This is a genomic window from Haematospirillum sp. 15-248 (genome assembly GCF_012102665.1).
GTDB lineage: Bacteria > Pseudomonadota > Alphaproteobacteria > Rhodospirillales > Rhodospirillaceae > Haematospirillum.
In genome coordinates this window covers 15452-33612 of sequence record NZ_JAAVTF010000016.1, presented here as the reverse complement: position 1 = coordinate 33612, position 18161 = coordinate 15452, and the positions used below count along the sequence as shown (strand labels likewise).

Sequence of the window (18161 nt, the reverse complement as noted above, 5' to 3'; positions counted from 1 at the left end):
CCCGCCTGTGCCGTCGCGTTGCCTCCGGGCGCATAATGAAAGCCGCCGATCTTGCGCGCGTTGGCTGACGTATAGCCGACCGGGGCCTTGAAGTTGGCAGCGGCGCGCACGGACCCATCGGCGCAGACGTACACCGCGTAGTCGGTGCCTGGGGTCAGGGTCGGCATCACCACCGCCGTATTGGTTGTAAACGAGATGGCCTTGCCGTGTACCTCCACAGCCGTTCCGGCCTTCAGGCTGATCGCGTTGGCAGCGGTCTTTGTGAACACCACGCTGTCCGGATCAGCCTTGATGAAGGCGTTCTGCATCAAGAGATGGCCCGCCAGTGCCGCAGGCGTGACCGCCTTTTCCACATCCGTCCCGGCCTTGACCTCATCCGCCGTCGCCAGACGAACAATGCCGCGCGTGGTGGGGGTGGCGGCGGGGATGGTGGCGGCATCCATGGCGGCCTTCAGGCCCGCCGGGGTGACGGCCAGAGCGGTGGACGACCCGGCGCGGGCCTCGGCTGTGGTGGCCAGTTCCACCAGTCCCTTGACAGTGGTGGAGGCATCCGGCGGACTGTGACCGGGACCGGCATGAGAGGCGATCGCAGCGGCGACCTCTGCGGAAACATGATCGCGCGTCGCAAGCACCACCGACGGGTCAATTTTCAGGGTCACGGCGCTCACGTTGCCGTGTTGTAAAATCATCCGGCAGCACAGGTCCTTGCCCACGCCGTCATCCAGTTGAGGCTTGAAGCTCTCGGGATATTTAGCGACGGCAATCAGGGTGCCATCGGCGTCAAACACACCGGCCTCGCGCACGGTCCAGCCGCCGACCCGCGCCGGGATCACCGCCTCGACGGTCAGCCAGGCGGGGTTTTTCGGGTCGGTGCGGATGGAATTGATTTCGGTGCGCCAGACCTCGCGGCGCAGGGCGGTTTGATCCGGCGTCGGGTCATAGGCTGCGCCGTCGCCGTCCCCGAAAGCAAAGTGGGTCAGAACAACCGGCTTGGACGTAGCAAGGCCTTCAGTCAGGCGGGTATGACCCGCGTCGGTTACCAAAGTGTAATAGTGTGGTGCGCTCATGCGGCCTCCAGCGGATAGGCAGTGACCGTTTCCGCGCCGTACAGGGCGGCGGCCATCAGGGGGGCGGTGGCGAGGGAAACCGGGTCAACCGGGGGGGCGGGACGCAGGCAGACGGTCTCACCCAGAAGCAAGGCCGCTGCCGTCTGTGGGGTTGCGCCGGACTGGTGCAGGACCACGCGCAGGGCGGTCAGGTGCGAGCGAACATTCTTGGACGCCCGGATCATGGACAGGGCTTCCTCGGAAAGGGCGGGGGAGACCGGGCCGGGCGTGGCAATTTCGGCGGTAAACGTATGGACGGGTGCGGGCGGGTCAGCCTCAAACCATTCGGTCAGCGTGACGTCAACATCAAGGGCCTCAAGTGCCTCGCGCACCGCGCGCCGCGTCCCCTTGTGGCGGTGCACTTGAAACGAAGCCGCAATCACCGCCCGCTTCCGCGCCTCCGGCCAGTCCGGGTTCCACACATCTACCGACAACGCCCACGCGAGCCAGGGGAGAAAAGGAGCCGGACAGGCTGCAGGATTCCAGATATCGCGGATCGCAATATCCAGGGCATTAAGGCGGACAGCATCCACATCGGCAAGCAGGCGTTCAAGGTGAGACGCCGAGGGGGGGAGGAGGTTATTCGCCATGGCCGTGCCCCTGCCGCACAACCCGAATGCCTGTGCACTGTGCCCAGCCGGTTTCACCCGGTTCAAGGTCTGCGGATGGTTTTGACAGATGAACCTTGCGCACCCCATCCACACGCAGGGCCTTGTACAGCCCGTCAAGGGTGACCGGCTCGCCAAGGCGGCGCTGGACCCGCGTAAAGGCGGTAACGGATGCTTCAGAAGCCGCCCTGACAACCTCTGAATCTGGCCCGTCATAAAGATCAAGGGCCGCCTCCACGCTGTACTCCAGCTTCGTTCCGGCCTGCACCTGCAGACAATCCGTAAACGGCCTTACCCCGTCTCCGGACCGCCCCTTCATGGATGCATCAACGGTGGACAGAAGACTGGAAGAGGGAGTCCCGTCCCCTTCGCTGGACAGGATCGTCAGGATGACATGGCCCGGCTGTGGCGATGTGACCGCCACATCGGAGACACGCGGGTCGGCATTGAGCGCGTGATACACATACGCGCCTTCGGGTCCGGCCGTTGACAGGGCTTCGAACGCCAGTTGCACCCTTGAGCGGAGACGGGAATCAGTCTCATGAACCGGCGGACGGGGTGGCACCACCTTCGGGTCACCGGCCTCGACAATCTGGCGTGATGTGGAAAAATTGGCGGCAAGAACATCCAAAGTCGTTCCCGTGGCTGTCGCCAGCATGACCGCGCGAACACCGTCATTGATCCGCTGGCGCAGAAGCAATTCACGATAGCTCGCCTCTTCCAGAAGCTTGACGAGCGGGTCACTCTCGCTGTCTGGATTCCAGTCAGGAAGCAATCCGGCTGCATCCAGCCTTACGCGCAAAGCGGCCTTACGCGCGGCAAGGATTGTCTCGAAATCCAGTGGCTCAACCGCATCCGGGGCCGGAAGACGGGACAGATCAATAGAGGCAAAGCGGCTCATCGCACACCGCCAAGGACCGTGTCTGCTGCAATATTCAAATTGGATGCGCGCACAGAAAGAACCGTACGGATCTCGGCTGACCCATCGGCATGCACAACAACATTGCCCGACACCACTCGAACCCTTGGCTCCCAGCGGGTGATAGCCTCGGCGGCTGCGGCAATCACGGACAGGGTCCACGCCTGTGAGCCGGGGCTGTCGATCAAATCAAAGATATGGGACCCATAACCCCGACGCATAACCCGCGTTCCAACGGGGGTGCGCAGGATGTCTGCAACAGAATTGCGAATATCCTGCAACTCATTCACGACAGTACCTGAAACGGGATCAATGCTGATTGTCATCGCGTCCTACGGGTGGCTGTGATGGTTGCTGTTGGCCCCGCCCGCCAGAATGTCACCGCTGGCGTGGAGGCTGCCGTTGACCGTCACGACGCCGGTCACGGCAAGATCACCGTTCAGGCTGAAGCTGCCGGTCATGCTGGTGGCACCGCTGCCCCCGCCGCTGGCAACAATCTCGACCGTCTGGGCGGCAATACGGGCTGTCGTGGCTGCTGAAATGTCTACGGACTGCCCGGCGCTGGCCCTGACATCGCCGCCTGCCTCAACCCCAACGGACCCGGGTGTCCGGAGAGACAGGTGTTGCTTCAAGCTGTCATAAGAAACTGTGGTGCCGTCATTCCACTGGATGACATCCAGACCATCCGATGTATCCGGGGGCGGCAGGGCATCGGAATAAAGCACCTGAACAATGACGGCATTCGCCGGGTTCCCGGACGGGCAGGCCAGAACAACCTGCGTCCCTGTCCGCAATGGCCTCCAACGAATAAAGTTCGCCCCGATCTCGGCGGGATAAGGCAACCATCCCGTCTCACGACCGGAGATGGTCGCGCGAACGCGCCGCCCTTCATGATCGACACGGGTAATGACGCCGAATGCCACAAGGTTTTCAAGCCGTCTTTGGATGTCAGCCAGGCCCGCCATTACCGGATGCCTCGCAAGGCTTCGATGATGGTGGAGCGGATTGCCTTTCGATCCGCTGCGGGCAAACCCAGAAGGGGACGGGCGGCATAAAGGGCAAGGCTGCCGTTTTCCGAAACCGTGTCTGTCCGTCCATAGTGATGAACGGCAGCCACACGGGCGCGGTGGCCGCGCCAGCCAACCTCGACACCATCCGCAGTCGCTACCAGCGTCATTCGTCTTGAATCACGCAGCCTGACCATCATCTTTTTCGCGGTCCGTATCCGCCCCCGGTTGTTTCGCTTTCGCGTCGGCCAACGCTCGCCGTCCGGCCCGACCTGCCGGGCCATACGAGACTGGTTGCGCCGCCGCATAATCTGACCAAGACGGCGCATCAGCTTCTTCCGCTCGCCCGGACCCAGCGCAACCAGAGCCGACCGAAGCCAGGCATCAAGCGGTTCAAATGCCTCATCGTTCATGGAAAGACATCTCCAAGCTTCGTTGCATCCGGGGCAGGCACCATCCGCAGGCGCATACCCCCGGCTTCCGGACTGGGGGCAACAATGTCTTCAAGATCGATGGTGAGAGAGATATCCACACTCTTGTGATCAATCACGTCGACCAGAAAGCGGATAGCTTCGTCGGACACATCAGGATCAACCGTGTGCAACCAGTCCAGAACCACAAAGAAAAGAGCCTCGGGCGCACCTGTGTAGTCCGTTACAATCAGGTGCGCGGTATAGTTCATCACGAATGCATGGTTACGCGGGCTGCGCCGGGACAGGACCGACCCTTTCTCCGCAAAAACGAGCAGCTTGTCCGGCGCAATCCCCAAAGGAGACCCAAGGACGGCTTCGCGTATATCACCCAGCTTCTTCACGGCTCGTCCTCCCGGCTCCACGCAAGAACAGCCGCCAGCCGTGACCGGCAACTCTCACCTGCCGCCCAGACGTCAACCAGATAGCCCGCAACGGCAGACTGGTCTGCCGCCTCCGGCACGTCCGGGTCAGGGCTGCAGGTCAGCAGGAACGGAGGCGGCACCATGCGCTCCACGTGTATCACTGTTGGTTTGAAGGCGGGCGCGGCGCAGCCCGTCAAGGGCAGTGCGCAAGCCAGGAGACACAGACTGGCACGTATCTTTCGGGCCTGAAGCATGGCGGGAAGACTCCTTGATGGTTGCCGCGACCGCGCTGCGCTGCGCATCAGCGGCTGACACCTCACCCAACCGGGCGACAATGCGGTCACGTTCCATCCGCAAGACAGAAAGCGCGGCAATGTTGGTGGCATTGGCCTGCTCGGCGGCAGACAGACGAACCATGGCGTCCCCCAGATCGACCCGCAGACCGGACACGGTGCGCCACTGCCACGTGACCATGGCGGCCAGCGCGGCCAGAACCACCAGCGGATGCCGCAAGGCCAATCGCGTTATGGCAGCAGGCATAGTGCGACCTCCTGCTCGCGCCGGTGGACAAGGCCCCGGCAATTGTTGGCCGGGTCCCGACAGTCTTTCTTGCCGACAAAAACCCAGCGTCGCAGATCATGACAACCGCCAGCCCGGTCCCCTTCGTTGATCTTCCGGAACGCCGTAGACTTGCGGCAGGCTTCTTGACCAACGTTGAAGCAGAACGAGGCAAGGGCGGCCAGCGCAGATTCAGGCAGCGGGACAGAAATGAATCTCTCGACAGCCTCAAGGCTCTCAGCCACATCCGCCTGAAGAAGAGATCGGCACGTCTCCGGGGCGGCTGTCTGGCCCGGCGCAACGTCGCGGGTGTGGCCGGAGCAGATAGTCCAGACGCGGGCGGCATCCTGATACGCGCTCAGGCGTGTCCCCTCGTGGCTCGCAATGTACGGCAGGGCGATGGCCATGGCCCCGGCACCACCAGCGACAAGGGCCACAACAGCCGCAGGAAGACGGGGAATCATGACCGCCCCCGGTGACGGGTCCGAACCAGCGCCCAATATCGTGGTACAAGCAGCCCTATCTGGAGGCTGACGTAAATGAGGGTGCCCCAGGCTACCAGTTCATTGAGCGAGAAACCCATACACGACCACATGGCCCCAGCCGCCGCCGGTGCAACACGGATGGCCGCATCAAATTCATCATGCATTTCACTCAGTCCCACAGGCTTATGCGTTTCTTTACAGGGGCGGATACGGGCGGGAGGGTGATCGGCGTTCCGTGCGGCAGCACAAGACCAAGATCAGCAAGTCCGGGGTTTGCCGCGTAAATGCGAGTCGTCATCGTCGTGTCGCCATAGACCCTCAGAGCCAACTGGTCCACGGTCTCGCCGTGCAGGGATCGAATGGAAGCCATCAGATCAACTCCACAACAATACGGGGCTTACCGCACAGTCTGGCCGTTGCCTCGGCGGCATGGCGAAGGTAGTCACGGGCTGTACCCTCCAGATCATCCGCTCGTCCATGGCCCGATTTTGTGCTGTCAAAATCACGGGTTGTCAGAAGCAGTTCGGCACGGGCGCGGGCGTAAACAGCCCGCTTGTAGAAGAGGACTTTTTCCGGAACGCCGCCATACGATGTCTGCTCCGGAACCTGATCAAGGCATGCTGCTGTCTGCGCAGACCTCCACGCACGAACACCCGCGTTGACCTCCAGAATCGCGGCCTGCACCGCTGCGGCCATGCGATCCGGGCCAAACGTGTCTCCCAGCCCCGTTTGGGACCGGAATTCCGCAAGATCGACGTTCGGGAACCAGCCATCATTGGTGATGGTCCGCTCGTAACTCGTGGCCCGAAAACTGGTAGGTACAAGAACAGACATACGCTTTGATCCATGGTAGTGGCGGTGACGGCAGAGGACCGTTCAGGGCCTTGGAAGGCTCATCACGTCCCCCGCGCCGTCACCGCGCCGGGGGGCCTGCTATGTCCCTTCGTCCGATGCAACAGAAAGCCGCCTCAATCGCGCCAGATGGCTCCGTACACCGCACTTCGGATGGAGGGCGAGCGCGGCCTCGAAATGATCCATTGCCTTGACCGGGTTGCCGTCCATACAGGCAAGGCCAAGCGCCTTGTGTGCCTTTGCCCTCACTTCGTCCGGCATGTCGGCCTCCTGCGTCAGGAGCAAGGCCCGGTCCAGCGGTGCTGCGTGCAGCGGGTCCGGATCAGGGCGCTCGAGCGCAACATCCGCCATCTGCTCAAGCAGTGTGGTGGGCAGATTCCGGGTGAAACCGGGCGGCATGCTCAGATCATGGCGAACAGCGTAATCCGCAATGTGCAAAGCCCCCTCAAGATCACCCGTATCCAGACGCCACAGCATGACCATCGCCAGAACATCGTCCTGTGCGCCGCGCCCGCCTTCAAGGACACCATCGACATAATCCGTGTAGGCGGGCAGGAATTCGGCCTTCGCCGCCGTCTTTGCCGTCCGGGACTGCTTGGTTTTCAGAACAGACGTATGCAAACGTAACTGTGCCTGCATTTTTTCAGATGACGACCGGGCCGCCATACGGTCCATGGGGTCGTTGGCATCATGGCGGGCCGCCATTGTACGGATGAAATGTTGACGGGCCGGCGACATCACGCCCACCCGCCCTGGCCGTCCGGGAGCTGAATGCCTTCGACCAGTGCACACTTGCCCATATCCTCGACGACGTACGCCTCGTTGATGGAGAGATAGTCCACAATACGGTCGCGCTTCGGCTCGTCCTCGATGTGACGACGATGGCTTCCGGCCTGCCAATAGATGGAGAGGTTCGAAGGCGAGGTAACCAGAACGGAGCGGGCCGGGAAAAACGGCACCGTCAAGGCCGAGCGCCCGCCGATGGTTTTGTTCAGGATGGTTGTTTGCCATGCCGCCCGCTCGGTCGGCGCATCGGCGGTCGGGTTATTGATCATCGACAGATAGCGATCATTCAACAACTGGTTGCCGACAATGACCACGATCGACGGATCACCCCGATGATGCTCCGCAACAAGCTCGTTGCAGACATCAAAGACCAAGGCATCCAGATTGCGGTAATCGGCGCCCTTGGCCTCGCCCATCTTTTTTCCGGACATGACACGCGCCGGGGCATCGGTGCGCAGATGCTGAAGCCAGCCGATGTTCACATCTTGCAACAAGGTATTCGTAACCGGGTTTGTATTTGCGGCTGCTGACGTTCCGTTCCAGCCAATCATGAGCCGGTCACGGGCGATCTGCCGGGTTACGTGATCCCTGATCCGTGCGTGAAAATCCGGAAACTTCGCCCAGCTATCCAGAAGGGCATAGGGAACGAAGGTGTCAAAATCCGTCTTCCGGCACGTGTACTCGCGCTTCGTCAGCCCTGTGACCGCGCGGGGCTGCCTGTCCTTCTCGGCGGTATTGGTACGCCCTGCCACAGGGCCGGAGGCACCAAGGCCCAGAATCTGTCCTGACTGCTCAGTCCGGGAGATCATGTTGATGCTCTGGAGGAAATCTGCGCTGTCCTGAATGCGGTCTTCCAGCGTTTGCTCGACGGTCGGGTCGATTGAGAATTTTGTACTGGTACTCTCCACGCCGTTCAGGCGCGAAAGCTGGTCGGTATAGGTCTGGAACAGGGCACGGGTTTTGTTATGCATGATCAGCAATCCGTCAGGGCTATGCTTCCGGTTGCAACCGGGCGCGGTGGGTTTGCATCGGTGGATGAAAGCTTTGTAACCAGGTCATCAAGAGTGCGCCGGGTCTCGGCAAGCTCGGTAGTCAAGGCATCGACCTTGACGGCAGGAGCACAGGCCCCGATACGCTCCGATAGCCTTGACACCTCGTCGGCAATGACAAGAATTCCGTCTGCTGCTTCGGATGTGTGGACCGTCTCTGCCTTGGGTGGGCCTGCCAGCATATCCCGGACGCGCGACAGGAGACCCGGCCTGCTGTCATCATCGGCGGCAATGGTATCAAGCCGGAAGTCATCCTCAACGACCGCGCCATACAACTGCACGCGGGTCTTGTCCGGTGCCTTGTCCGACTGGATAGCAAATTTGAGCATTTCGGTGCCAAGCGAAGCCGGGCTGTCTGTAATAGCCAAACCAACCAGATATGCCTCACCGCTCTTGGCAAAATTGGGATCAATCTCGACAGACCAGTAAACCTTCTGGCGGGATGCCGCCATTTTGATCAGATCCTCGGTTGCATCCATTTGCGCCAGCAAGACGCGGTTTCCGGCCTTGTCCGTGTCGGCTTTGACCGCAAGCACGTCGCCATAGGCCCGACCCGGATTGTCGGGCAGAAAGGACCGCATATGCTCCAGCCAGATCCGCGCCCCATAGCGGTTTGGATCATAGGTTCGGGCGACCTGATCTATCTGTTCGACGGTTATTTCGCGACCATCGACGGTACGCCCGGATGTGGCGACGCGAAAAAATTTGGTGACAGGCATGGTGCATTCCGGATCGGTTGACAATCTGTATGCCAAACGGTGGTGCATGCCATGCCTGCGGTGCAAACGTCCGGTGGTTATTTTCGGCTGAAATAACCTTCTTTTCCGTGCCGAACCAAAATGGCTGCAACACTATTGCGCCATGACATGCCTCACAGACAGCACAGAAACGGACACCTCAACGCGCCTGATTGCCCGAAATCTGTTCTGGCAAGGCTACACGGTGGCGGAAATATCCCGCACTTTGTCCCAGCCCTACGGCACCATTGATGCATGGAAACGCCGGGATGCATGGCAGGACGCACCGATACTGACGCGCATAGAGGGGCATGTCGAAACCCGCCTTATGCGACTGGTGGTCAAGGAGCAGAAGACAGACTCCGACCTTGCGGAGATTGACAATCTTGCACGCATTCTGGAGCGCACGGCACGCATACAACGCTTCAAGACAACGGGCCGGGAGTCCGACCTCAACCCGGCACTTGAGAACCGGGCAAAGGGACGGCGCCGGAAGCGGGAGGAGCAAAACGCCATCAGCGATGAGCAGGTCTGCACCTTGCGCCACGATTTTCACGCCAATCTGTTTGACTATCAGAAGTACTGGCACAGTGTGCGCCATAACCGGGCGCGCAACATCCTGAAGTCACGTCAAATTGGTGCCACGTGGTATTTCGCACGTGAAGCATTTCTCGATGCGGTAGAAACCGGCGACAACCAGATCTTCCTGAGCGCCTCCAAATCACAGGCCCATGTTTTCAGAAGCTACATTGTTCAGTGGGCCAAGGATGCTGCCGGTATAGAACTGAAGGGCGATCCTATTGTGCTCGCCAACGGGGCCACCCTCTACTTTTTGGGCACCAACAGCAAAACCGCACAGTCTTACCATGGGCACGTATACCTTGATGAGTACTCGTGGATCTCAAAATTCCTGGAATTCCGGAAAGTCGCATCAGCCATGGCGACGCACAAAAAGTGGCGACTGACTTATTTCTCGACGCCATCCGTAATCGGCAGGGATGCTCACGCCTTCTGGTCCGGGGCCGCCTGGAACAAGGGGCGGGCAAAGGCAGACAAGGTTGACTTTGATACCTCGCACGCCGCCCTCAAGGCAGGGGCGACAGGACCGGACGGGCAGTGGCGGCAGATTGTTACAATTGAAGATGCAGAGGCAGGCGGCTGTAACCTGTTTGATATTCCGAACCTCAGACAGGAATACAACGAACAGGATTTCAGGAACCTGTTCCTGTGCGAATGGGTTGACGACACCACATCGTTCTTCACCTTCGAGGAAATGCGCCGGTGCATGGTGGACAGCTGGGACGAATGGAGCGATTTTACCCCGGATCTTGCCCGCCCCTTCGGCGACAATCCGGTATGGATTGGCTACGATCCTGCCCAAACCGCTGACAACGCCTCTGTGGTGGTGGTCGCGCCCCCGGCCATGGATGGCGGCAAATTCCGGGTTATCGAAAAACTATTTGTTAACGGTCAGGATTTTCAGGAGCAGGCAAACCGCATTGAAACACTGACCCGGCGTTACAACGTAGCGCACATCGGCATTGACACCACAACCATTGGTGCGGGTGTTTACGAGATGGTGCGCCGTTTCTTCCCACAAGCACGGGCGATCACCTACTCGGTTGAGGTCAAGACCAGAATGGTCCTGAAGACAAAACAGCTTGTCACGCGACGGCGGCTGGAGTTCGACGCGGGTTGGACCGATGTTGCCGCCGCGTTCATGGCCATTCGCCGCACCACAACAGCTTCTGGACGGCAAACAACCTTTTCCGCCGGTCGGACCAAGGAAACGGGACACGCCGACGTGGCATGGGCCGTGATGCATGCAATAGACCGCCTGGATTTCGACGGCTTTGAAAAGGCCGAGGGATCTTCGCACGGATTCATGGAGTTTTTCTGATGAACGTGGAAACCTTTACTTTTGGCGACCCCCTTCCAGCCATCGACCAAAGAGACATAATGGGCCTCTTCCATTCCGCGTGGTCCGGCAAGTGGTATGAACCACCCATGAGCTTTGATGGCTTGGCCAAGGCGCTGAATGCCAATCCACACCACCAGAGCGCCATACACTACAAGGCATCACTCCTTGCCTCACGATTCAGACCGAGCCGCCTTTTGTCGCGACAGGACTTCCGGCGGCTGGCACTGGATTTCCTTGTACTCGGAAATGCGTGGGTCGAGCGCCGTCAGAACCGCCTTGGCTCAACACTCCGCCTCCAGCCAACGGTGGGACGCTGGACGCGCGTGACACGAGATGGCGCGATTGTCCTTCACGAGGGGCAGGATTACGCAATCGCCGGCTCCCATGTCCTGCACCTGATGAACATCGACATCAATCAGGAGATATACGGTATGCCGGACTACACCGCAGCCTTGCAGAGCGCATTTCTGAACGAAGCCGCAACCCTGTTCCGGCGGCGCTATTACCTGAACGGCACACACGCGGGCTTTATCCTCTACATCAGTGATCCCCTCAACAGCCAGGATGACGTGGAGAAGCTGCGGGATCAGATGAAGGGGGCCAAGGGCATAGGAAATTTTAAAAACATGCTCCTGTACGCCCCGAGCGGCAAGAAAGATGGCGTACAACTGATTCCCGTTTCTGAAGTCGCCGCCAAGGACGAATTTTTCAGCATGAAAAACGTGACGCGGGACGACATTCTGGCCGCACACCGCGTCCCCCCCCAACTCCTTGGTATCGTGCCTTCGAACGCCGGTGGATTTGGATCTGTCGAGAATGCTGCCGCCGTTTTCATCGACAACGAGATCAAACCGTTAATGACGGCATTTGAAGTGGTCAATGACTGGTGCGGTGAACAGGCTGTTGCGTGGATCGAAGCATAACCGAGCATTACGGGACGGGAAAAGCCGCGCCCGTAATAAAGACCATTTTCGTGACGTCACGAAAATGGGAGCGTCACATCTGGTGAGAAGGAGGCGGATTGTGATTGAAGAACCGCATAACAGTGATTGCCGGCTCTGCTGGACCGGAGGCCGTGGTGACGAGGGCGACCCGCGTAAGTTTCAACTTTTCATAAATGGGTTGTGGCAAGACGCATGGGGCGAGGGAACTAAGGGCGCTCTGACGCGGCTGCGCGAGGAGGACCGGAGGAGGCTGGTGCATGAGGTGGTCGCGCCCCTGCTTGCGCTGGACGGGAACCACCCACACCACCCGCACACTGTGGAAATTGTCGAAAGCGTGCTGGAGGACATTGTGTTGCTTTACGCATCCTTTGAATACGCCTCCCTGCCCGAAACGCCAGATATCATTGTGTGCCGTGGCTGCGGCGCCGAGTTCAGTAATTCGCTCGAGAACCGTTGCTGGATTCTTAAAGAGATCGCCCACGACTACGTCAAGGCCAGAGGACTGATCCAGAGGTGTGAGGGAAAAAATGCGTCACAGCAGGCTTCTTGAAAGGATGAAAACAATGAAAAAACGTGGGCCTTACACAGTGGTGAGATCTTGCTCAGCCGAACCCGAGGAACAACGCCAAGGCACGGTTTACACTGACCATGGTTTTATCGTCCAGCCTGCCAAAAGCCTCGCCCACCTTGTCACGGCGTACGGTCATAACCTTGTCGATCATTATCTGTGATGCCTTGCGCAGGCCGTTGTCAGGGGCCGGAGCAATATCCATGCGGATCAGCGGCGCATCAACCAATGTGCCTGTCATCAGGAGAACCGAGACGGTTGCCGTCTCAATAAACTGATCGGCCTGGATCACCAAGGCCGGGCGCGGTTTCCCGAAGTCGCCCGGCAAGGCGATAGTAACAAGGTCACCGCGCCTCAAGGTTGCGCCTCATCGTCCAGATCGAGAAGAGCCGCGTCCATGAAGTCATACAAACCAGCGTCCGCCCTGTCGGCGCGAGCCACAACATGGGCTTGGCGCTGGCATTCCTCCCGGAAGCCCGGCTGGCGGGTGTCAGGAATCCATATCTGGACCGGACGGAGTCCCGCAGCCCTCAAAGCCGCCCGGCGCTTGTTTACCCGCCCAGAGACTGGCGTTGGCATGGGGACCTCCTGCATACAAGCCTACGTGTTACATGTAACGTAACCGATGGTGGGTGGAGATGTCAAGACCAGTCTCTTTCCGCGCTTTTTTTTAGACCTATCCGGCCAAGAGGTCTGCCTCACTGATCGGGGGCGGGGAAGGATAGCGCGGACGCCAACGGCGTCCTATGCGGTGCTAATGTGGCGTCTGCTGTTGCTCGATGTACTGCCGGATGACTTCGATGGGTGCCCCGCCGCAGCTACCGGCAAAGTATGACGGCGACCATAGAGCGCCGCCCCATAGCTTCTTGCGAATGTCGGGGTAATTTTTCTTGCGGATCATCCTGCTCGATACGCCCTTCAAACTGTTCACCAGAGCCGAAACAGAAACCTTGGGAGGGTAGTTCACCAGCAGGTGAACATGGTCATCCTCGCCATCGAAGCCGGATAGCTCCGCCTCGAAGTCAGTGCAGACGCTGGCGAAAATGCCGCGCAAGTCGTCCAGTATCTCTTTGGTAAAGACATTGCTGCGGTACTTGGTCACGAAGACCAAGTGGACGTGCATCAGGAAAACGCAATGTCTACCATGACGGAGATCGTTGTCGTCACTCATGGACCAAACTATACTATCCACATGAAACGTCTCCAAGCCTTCAAATACGAACTGCGGCCAGACGGTCGGCAAGTACGCCAGATGGCGCATTTCGCTGGCTCGTGCCGGTTCGTTTACAACAAGGCGCTGGCAATGCAAAAAGCCAGCTATGAGGCGGGCGGCAAGTTCATCGGCTATGTGGCAATGGCCAAGGAGCTGACCGCCTGGCGCAACGGCAGTGAAACACCATGGCTCAAGGATGCGCCCGTGCATCCGCTGCAACACGCGCTCAAAGACCTGGATCGGGCCTACAAGAACTTCTTCGCCAAACGCGCGGGCTTCCCGCGCTTTGCGAAGAAGGGGCAGCGCGACAGCTTCCGCTATCCGGCTCCGAATCAAATCAAGCTCGATCAGGTTAACAGCCGTATCTTTCTGCCCAAGCTGGGATGGCTGGCCGTGATGTGCTTGGCACGGTCAGGAATGCCACTGTCAGCCGGTCGGGTGGCAAGTGGTTTGTGTCGATCCAGACCGAGCGCGAAGTTGAACAACCCATACCCGAAGCCAGCAGCGCCGTTGGCATTGACATGGGCATTGCCCGCTTTGCCACGCTCTCGGACGGTACGTTCTACGCACCGATCAACAGCTTCAAGCGGCATGAGGCACGGCTGCGCCGTGCACAGCAAACGCTCTCCCGAAAAGTGAAGTTCAGCAACAACTGGAAGAAGGCGAAAGCCCGCGTCAAGGGCATTCATTCCAGCATCGGAAACTGCCGCCGTGACTACCTGCACAAGGCCACGACCACGATCAGCCAAAACCACGCGATGGTGTGTATCGAGGACTTACAGGTACGTAATATGAGCAAGTCGGCGGCAGGCAGCACCGAAAATCCGGGCAGAAACGTTCGGGCCAAGTCTGGCTTGAACAAATCCATCCTCGATCAGGGATGGTTCGAGTTCCGCAGGCAGCTGGACTACAAACTGGCGTGGGCGGGTGGCTGGCTCGTCGCCGTGCCGCCACACAACACCAGCCGGACGTGTCCGGCCTGCGAGCACATCCATGCGGAAAACCGCAAGACGCAGGCGAAATTCGCTTGTGTCCAATGCGGCTACGAGGAAAATGCCGATGTCGTCGGCGCACTGAATATCTTGGCGCGGGGACACCGCGTTGCAGCCTGTGGAGAGGATGTCAGTCACGCCAGACCCGCAAGGGAAAGGCGTGCCGCCTCGGCGAAGCAGGAACCCACTGAAGCGGTTCAGGTTGGCCTCGTGCACGCTTGAGCGCCGTAGGAATCCCCTTCCTTTAGGGAGGGGAGGATGTCAATTTTTGCTTGATCCGCTCGCGGGCGGTCTGGATGTGGCTTGCCGAGATTTCACTGATAATAGCCCGCCGTCCGGTGCTGATAGCGGCCTCTGCAAGGCTGCCACTTCCGGCAAAGACATCCACCACAGTTCCGCCTTCCGGCGTGGTAGCCCTGATCAGGGTTTCAAGAAGCGCTTGTGGTTTTTCGGTGGCGTGCCTCTTGGCCTTCACAGACACCCGTTTTTCTGCGATCACATTGCCGACGCAGGATGACCCGGTCATTCCCTTGCCCTTGAGGAAATGAAGGATTATTTCATGGCGCGGACGGAAAGGCCCGCTCCCCATTCCCATAAAACACTTGTCCCAAACAACCATGTTTCGCCAGCGCAAACCTGAACTTTCAAGGGCGGGCGCAAGAGCAGCGGTCATCCGCCAGTCGCAGAAGACACACAGACTACCACCATCCTTGAGCGTGCGGTGAGCTTCGAGCGCTACACTACGTAACAACCACACCAAGCCGGTTGTTGTCATGTTGTCGTTTCTGAACCAATTCAACGACCGGACACTCATATGGCCGGACGCGTTTACACGGTCCTTTTCGGTGAAGCCACCGGAGCAGTAAGGCGGGTCGATAATGATTGCATCCACGCTCCCTGCAGTTATAGAGGCAAGCGCGGTTAGTGCATCGGATTCAGCCAGGCTGACGGTGCCGAAGGTTTCCCAAGCGGGCATAGGCGTTCCCTTATTACATATTTATGGGCCGCCCCCGGCTCTTGGGAGAGTAAGGCAATCCCCCCCGATTCAGGCAACAATATTCGTACACAGGCAGAAAGAAAAGCAGTCTCCCCCCGCCACGCTTGCGGCTTAAATATGCCTCACATTCTGCGGTGCAGAGAGTGTCCCAACGCCAGCAGTTACCTTGCTTTCTTTAAGTTTTATCGATCACTTTTATTTCTGCGTTTCTCTGCAACATTTGGTGGCCTTGTCTTTAGGTAAAGTAGCACCCAACACCGTACATAGCAAGATATATTTATCCCTTGATATAAAAATTTTTAATTATTTTGATATCTGGATATCTGGATATCAAGCTATGGGCGGTTTGCCGCGCTTGATAAACAGGTCGTTCATTGCCTCAATCATCAGTGTACGTAGTTCTGTGCCCTCGTCCACAGCCATGAACTTAAGTTGTTTATGTGCTTCCGCAGAGACCCTGATCAGGATTTGCTTGATCTCTACGCGAGGTGACGCGGCTCCATTCGGGTGAACTTTACTCGCCAAGACACTTGCTGTTGGCTCCTGCATCTTGGCTACAGCCACTGCGAGATTAGGTTTTACTTTCTTTGTCATCGGGCTTTCCTCAAAGCTTTGGTTACGTTGTTCAGTATGGCTTCGATCTCGGCAGCGGCTTTACCGGCAGGCTCATATTCGACAACACCCTGTCCTGCTGTCATCGCATGATTAAAGGCTATACGCTGCACAATGCCGGCTCCGATCATCTGCCCCCCTATTTGATGAATGGCGGCGGCGGCTTCTTCGGCCATACTGCCTTGTGCCGGTAAGGCGTTCAGAACCACAAAAGCTTGTTTACCGGCAAGGCGACAGATGTTGAGGCTGGATTGAATGGCGCGAATATCGAGAATACCGGCGCGGCATGGGATGAGCACCAGATCAGCCGCGCGCGCCGCCTCAAGGGCTGCATTCTCCGAATGTGGCGCGGTGTCGATGATAGCAAAATCAGCCCCACTCTCCCGCCCTGTTTCAAGAAACTGACTCAAGCGGCTAGCGGGCGCGGCCACAACAACCGGCGTCTCAGCAATACGACTGTCCTTCCAGCCGGCGGCACTTGCTTGGGGATCGAGGTCCAGGAGGAGGACAGATTTACCCTTCTTCTCTGCGGCGGCAGCCAAATTAACAGCGAGCGTCGTTTTACCGGCCCCGCCCTTCTGACTGATGATGGCAACTGTTTGCATGATATCTAGATATCCTGATCCCAAGATTCATAGATAACTATCTAACTAGATATATGAATATATATCAATCAATTTATTTTTCCTCCGTCGTAAAAACGGCCATTTACAAGCCGGTCCTGTTTCGAGACACCGGGCACGGCAACACGCGGCTTCCACGCTCTCAAAAACCACGCTTGAAACTGCGTTGGTTCTTGGTGATGTTTGCGATGAGTTTTGAGGGAGATTCCATGCTGATCGGCTACGCCCGCGTTTCGACGCGAGACCAGACCACAGAGCTACAGACAGAGGCGTTGTCGGCAGCCGGTTGCGAGCGTGTGTTCGAGGACCAGACCAGCGGCAGCCGTGAAGACCGCCCCGGCCTTTCCTCTGCGCTGGATTACCTGCGCACTGGTGATACGCTGGTGGTGTGGAAGCTGGACCGTCTGGGCCGGACAGTGAAACAGCTTGTGCATCTGGTTGACAGCCTTCAGGCCCGTGGCATCCACTTCCGCAGCCTGACCGACGGCATTGACACCGGAAGCCCGGCAGGCCGGTTCTTCTTCCACATTATGGCCAGCCTTGCGGAAATGGAACGCGACCTGATCGCCGAGCGAACCCGGGCCGGACTGGACGCCGCCCGGAAAGCCGGACGAAAGGGAGGCCGACCGGCCAAAATGACCCCCGGCAAGATCACGGCGGCACGAAAACTTCTGGAAACCGGCACGCCCGCCCGCACCGTCGCCGAGAGTCTCGGCGTATCACCCGCTACACTGTACCGCTGGCTGCCTGCCCAGGTAGAGCAGGCGTCAACACAAACCCCGATCAAGCTGGCCCGTGCTTTTTGAGCAGCCTCTGCTCACCATCAGAAGCTAGCCGCAAACTGAGAGGATGCGGCAGACGATCAACGCTGTGCTCCCATAGAAGGACGGCTGTTTTGTCCCCCATATAGCCGATCGTTACAAACTTTCCATCGTATGGAAAAGTTATGTGCTGGCTATTAAAAAGCACAGCCAAGCCGATTCCGTCCAATTCGGGAGGAACCTTCATCTTCGGATTACGAGTAAACAGTAATGTATCGGGCCTGTCCCCTCTCTTAAGAGGGGTGATTAATTTTGTGATTTCAAGATGATTAGACCAAACTCCTGACCACTCTGGCAGTGAAAGGTCAGGTATATTGTCTGTTTCTGAACCGCCCATCATCTGCCCTTCCCTATGTCCTGTAAACGAAACATGAGCGTTCCGAGCGGATTTTCCCGCCCTTTACGGTAGCATTGACCGTCGAAATACTTATGTAGGTTTTCTGCTCCGTTGCTGCTCAGCCTCAGAGCAACAGCAGACGCCCCATTAGCACCGCATAGGACGCCGTTGGCGTCCGCGCTATCCTTCCC

The 18161-nt window shown here is 58.6% G+C and carries 27 protein-coding genes and 1 pseudogene; 6 read left to right on the top strand and 22 right to left on the bottom strand.

The window, feature by feature from the left end; all coding sequences use genetic code 11:
* The 15 genes from HEQ72_RS10710 to HEQ72_RS10640 all read right to left on the bottom strand — a co-directional run.
* On the bottom strand, positions 1-1067 hold a 1067-nt coding region (locus HEQ72_RS10710), incomplete at its 3' end, for a phage tail protein (RefSeq protein WP_209316241.1).
* Entirely contained in the window at positions 1064-1696 is a 633-nt protein-coding gene (locus HEQ72_RS10705; protein WP_168023360.1) for a phage tail protein I, read from the bottom strand. The genes HEQ72_RS10710 and HEQ72_RS10705, both read right to left, overlap by 4 nt.
* Complete coding sequence (locus HEQ72_RS10700) at positions 1686-2615, bottom strand: baseplate J/gp47 family protein (RefSeq protein ID WP_168023359.1); 930 nt, start codon at positions 2613-2615, stop codon at positions 1686-1688. The genes HEQ72_RS10705 and HEQ72_RS10700 overlap by 11 nt, the downstream gene beginning before the upstream one ends.
* Positions 2612-2959 carry a GPW/gp25 family protein gene (locus HEQ72_RS10695; protein WP_168023358.1) on the bottom strand — a complete coding sequence of 116 codons (348 nt, stop codon included), beginning with the start codon at positions 2957-2959 and terminating at the stop codon, positions 2612-2614. Before HEQ72_RS10695 ends, HEQ72_RS10700 begins: the two co-directional genes overlap by 4 nt.
* Before the next feature lie 6 nt (positions 2960-2965).
* Positions 2966-3598: a phage baseplate assembly protein V gene (locus HEQ72_RS10690; RefSeq protein WP_168023357.1), complete on the bottom strand. Its 633-nt coding sequence runs from the start codon at positions 3596-3598 to the stop codon at positions 2966-2968.
* Positions 3598-4053, bottom strand: a complete 456-nt coding sequence (locus HEQ72_RS10685) for a phage virion morphogenesis protein (RefSeq protein WP_168023356.1) — start codon at positions 4051-4053, stop codon at positions 3598-3600. Before HEQ72_RS10685 ends, HEQ72_RS10690 begins: the two co-directional genes overlap by 1 nt.
* Positions 4050-4454 (bottom strand): phage tail protein, encoded by a 405-nt coding sequence (locus HEQ72_RS10680; protein ID WP_168023355.1) that lies wholly within the window; start codon positions 4452-4454, stop codon positions 4050-4052. Before HEQ72_RS10680 ends, HEQ72_RS10685 begins: the two co-directional genes overlap by 4 nt.
* Positions 4451-4573 (bottom strand): hypothetical protein, encoded by a 123-nt coding sequence (locus HEQ72_RS11635; RefSeq protein WP_272487548.1) that lies wholly within the window; start codon positions 4571-4573, stop codon positions 4451-4453. The genes HEQ72_RS10680 and HEQ72_RS11635 overlap by 4 nt, the downstream gene beginning before the upstream one ends.
* A 7-nt stretch (positions 4574-4580) precedes the next feature.
* Positions 4581-5015 (bottom strand): hypothetical protein, encoded by a 435-nt coding sequence (locus tag HEQ72_RS10675; RefSeq protein ID WP_168023354.1) that lies wholly within the window; start codon positions 5013-5015, stop codon positions 4581-4583.
* On the bottom strand, positions 5000-5497 hold the full coding sequence (locus tag HEQ72_RS10670) for a lysozyme (protein WP_168023353.1): 498 nt from the start codon (positions 5495-5497) through the stop codon (positions 5000-5002). The genes HEQ72_RS10675 and HEQ72_RS10670 overlap by 16 nt, the downstream gene beginning before the upstream one ends.
* 190 nt (positions 5498-5687) lie before the next feature.
* Entirely contained in the window at positions 5688-5888 is a 201-nt protein-coding gene (locus tag HEQ72_RS10660) for a tail protein X (protein WP_168023351.1), read from the bottom strand.
* Positions 5888-6352, bottom strand: a complete 465-nt coding sequence (locus HEQ72_RS10655; RefSeq protein WP_168023350.1) for a head completion/stabilization protein — start codon at positions 6350-6352, stop codon at positions 5888-5890. Before HEQ72_RS10655 ends, HEQ72_RS10660 begins: the two co-directional genes overlap by 1 nt.
* 99 nt (positions 6353-6451) lie before the next feature.
* On the bottom strand, positions 6452-7108 hold the full coding sequence (gene gpM / locus HEQ72_RS10650) for a phage terminase small subunit (RefSeq protein WP_168023349.1): 657 nt from the start codon (positions 7106-7108) through the stop codon (positions 6452-6454).
* The gene (locus HEQ72_RS10645; RefSeq protein WP_168023348.1) at positions 7108-8127 is read right to left on the bottom strand and encodes a phage major capsid protein, P2 family; all 1020 of its coding nucleotides are present in this window, start codon (positions 8125-8127) and stop codon (positions 7108-7110) included. Before HEQ72_RS10645 ends, gpM begins: the two co-directional genes overlap by 1 nt.
* Before the next feature lie 2 nt (positions 8128-8129).
* Positions 8130-8924 carry a GPO family capsid scaffolding protein gene (locus HEQ72_RS10640; protein ID WP_168023347.1) on the bottom strand — a complete coding sequence of 265 codons (795 nt, stop codon included), beginning with the start codon at positions 8922-8924 and terminating at the stop codon, positions 8130-8132.
* Positions 8925-9066: 142 nt separating this feature from the next.
* Between HEQ72_RS10640 and HEQ72_RS10635 the strand changes: the two genes are divergently transcribed.
* From HEQ72_RS10635 to HEQ72_RS10625, 3 genes are all read left to right on the top strand, one after another.
* Positions 9067-10842 (top strand): terminase large subunit domain-containing protein, encoded by a 1776-nt coding sequence (locus HEQ72_RS10635; RefSeq protein ID WP_168023346.1) that lies wholly within the window; start codon positions 9067-9069, stop codon positions 10840-10842.
* Entirely contained in the window at positions 10842-11786 is a 945-nt protein-coding gene (locus HEQ72_RS10630) for a phage portal protein (protein WP_168023345.1), read from the top strand. Before HEQ72_RS10635 ends, HEQ72_RS10630 begins: the two co-directional genes overlap by 1 nt.
* Positions 11787-11886: 100 nt before the next feature.
* Positions 11887-12357 carry a hypothetical protein gene (locus tag HEQ72_RS10625; protein ID WP_168023344.1) on the top strand — a complete coding sequence of 157 codons (471 nt, stop codon included), beginning with the start codon at positions 11887-11889 and terminating at the stop codon, positions 12355-12357.
* Between the two features lie 52 nt (positions 12358-12409).
* Here HEQ72_RS10625 and HEQ72_RS10620 read toward each other — a convergent pair whose 3' ends face one another.
* The 3 genes from HEQ72_RS10620 to tnpA form a co-directional block, all read right to left on the bottom strand.
* Positions 12410-12733 (bottom strand): type II toxin-antitoxin system PemK/MazF family toxin, encoded by a 324-nt coding sequence (locus HEQ72_RS10620; protein WP_168023343.1) that lies wholly within the window; start codon positions 12731-12733, stop codon positions 12410-12412.
* Positions 12730-12954: an antitoxin MazE family protein gene (locus HEQ72_RS10615; protein WP_066136939.1), complete on the bottom strand. Its 225-nt coding sequence runs from the start codon at positions 12952-12954 to the stop codon at positions 12730-12732. Before HEQ72_RS10615 ends, HEQ72_RS10620 begins: the two co-directional genes overlap by 4 nt.
* 175 nt (positions 12955-13129) lie before the next feature.
* The gene (gene tnpA / locus HEQ72_RS10610) at positions 13130-13546 is read right to left on the bottom strand and encodes an IS200/IS605 family transposase (protein WP_168023342.1); all 417 of its coding nucleotides are present in this window, start codon (positions 13544-13546) and stop codon (positions 13130-13132) included.
* Here tnpA and HEQ72_RS11630 point away from each other — a divergent pair.
* Positions 13511-13963 (top strand): annotated as a pseudogene (locus HEQ72_RS11630) (RNA-guided endonuclease InsQ/TnpB family protein); the annotation flags it as partial. The gene tnpA and the pseudogene HEQ72_RS11630 sit on opposite strands and share 36 nt — an antisense overlap.
* A 77-nt stretch (positions 13964-14040) precedes the next feature.
* The gene (locus HEQ72_RS11530; protein WP_209316240.1) at positions 14041-14802 is read left to right on the top strand and encodes an RNA-guided endonuclease InsQ/TnpB family protein; all 762 of its coding nucleotides are present in this window, start codon (positions 14041-14043) and stop codon (positions 14800-14802) included.
* 22 nt (positions 14803-14824) lie between these two features.
* On the opposite strand, the gene HEQ72_RS10600 is transcribed toward HEQ72_RS11530, so the two are convergent.
* The 3 genes from HEQ72_RS10600 to HEQ72_RS10590 form a co-directional block, all read right to left on the bottom strand.
* Positions 14825-15556 carry a DNA-methyltransferase gene (locus HEQ72_RS10600; protein ID WP_168023341.1) on the bottom strand — a complete coding sequence of 244 codons (732 nt, stop codon included), beginning with the start codon at positions 15554-15556 and terminating at the stop codon, positions 14825-14827.
* A 351-nt stretch (positions 15557-15907) separates the two neighbouring features.
* Positions 15908-16171: a ribbon-helix-helix domain-containing protein gene (locus HEQ72_RS10595; RefSeq protein ID WP_168023340.1), complete on the bottom strand. Its 264-nt coding sequence runs from the start codon at positions 16169-16171 to the stop codon at positions 15908-15910.
* Positions 16168-16794, bottom strand: coding sequence for a ParA family protein (locus HEQ72_RS10590; RefSeq protein WP_168023339.1), 627 nt, complete (start codon positions 16792-16794; stop codon positions 16168-16170). Before HEQ72_RS10590 ends, HEQ72_RS10595 begins: the two co-directional genes overlap by 4 nt.
* Before the next feature lie 227 nt (positions 16795-17021).
* On the opposite strand from HEQ72_RS10590, the gene HEQ72_RS10585 reads away from it, so the two are divergent.
* The gene (locus HEQ72_RS10585) at positions 17022-17618 is read left to right on the top strand and encodes a recombinase family protein (RefSeq protein ID WP_168023361.1); all 597 of its coding nucleotides are present in this window, start codon (positions 17022-17024) and stop codon (positions 17616-17618) included.
* On the opposite strand, the gene HEQ72_RS10580 is transcribed toward HEQ72_RS10585, so the two are convergent.
* Complete coding sequence (locus HEQ72_RS10580; protein ID WP_168023338.1) at positions 17596-17973, bottom strand: hypothetical protein; 378 nt, start codon at positions 17971-17973, stop codon at positions 17596-17598. The genes HEQ72_RS10585 and HEQ72_RS10580 overlap by 23 nt on opposite strands.
* Positions 17974-18161 lie beyond the last annotated feature (188 nt).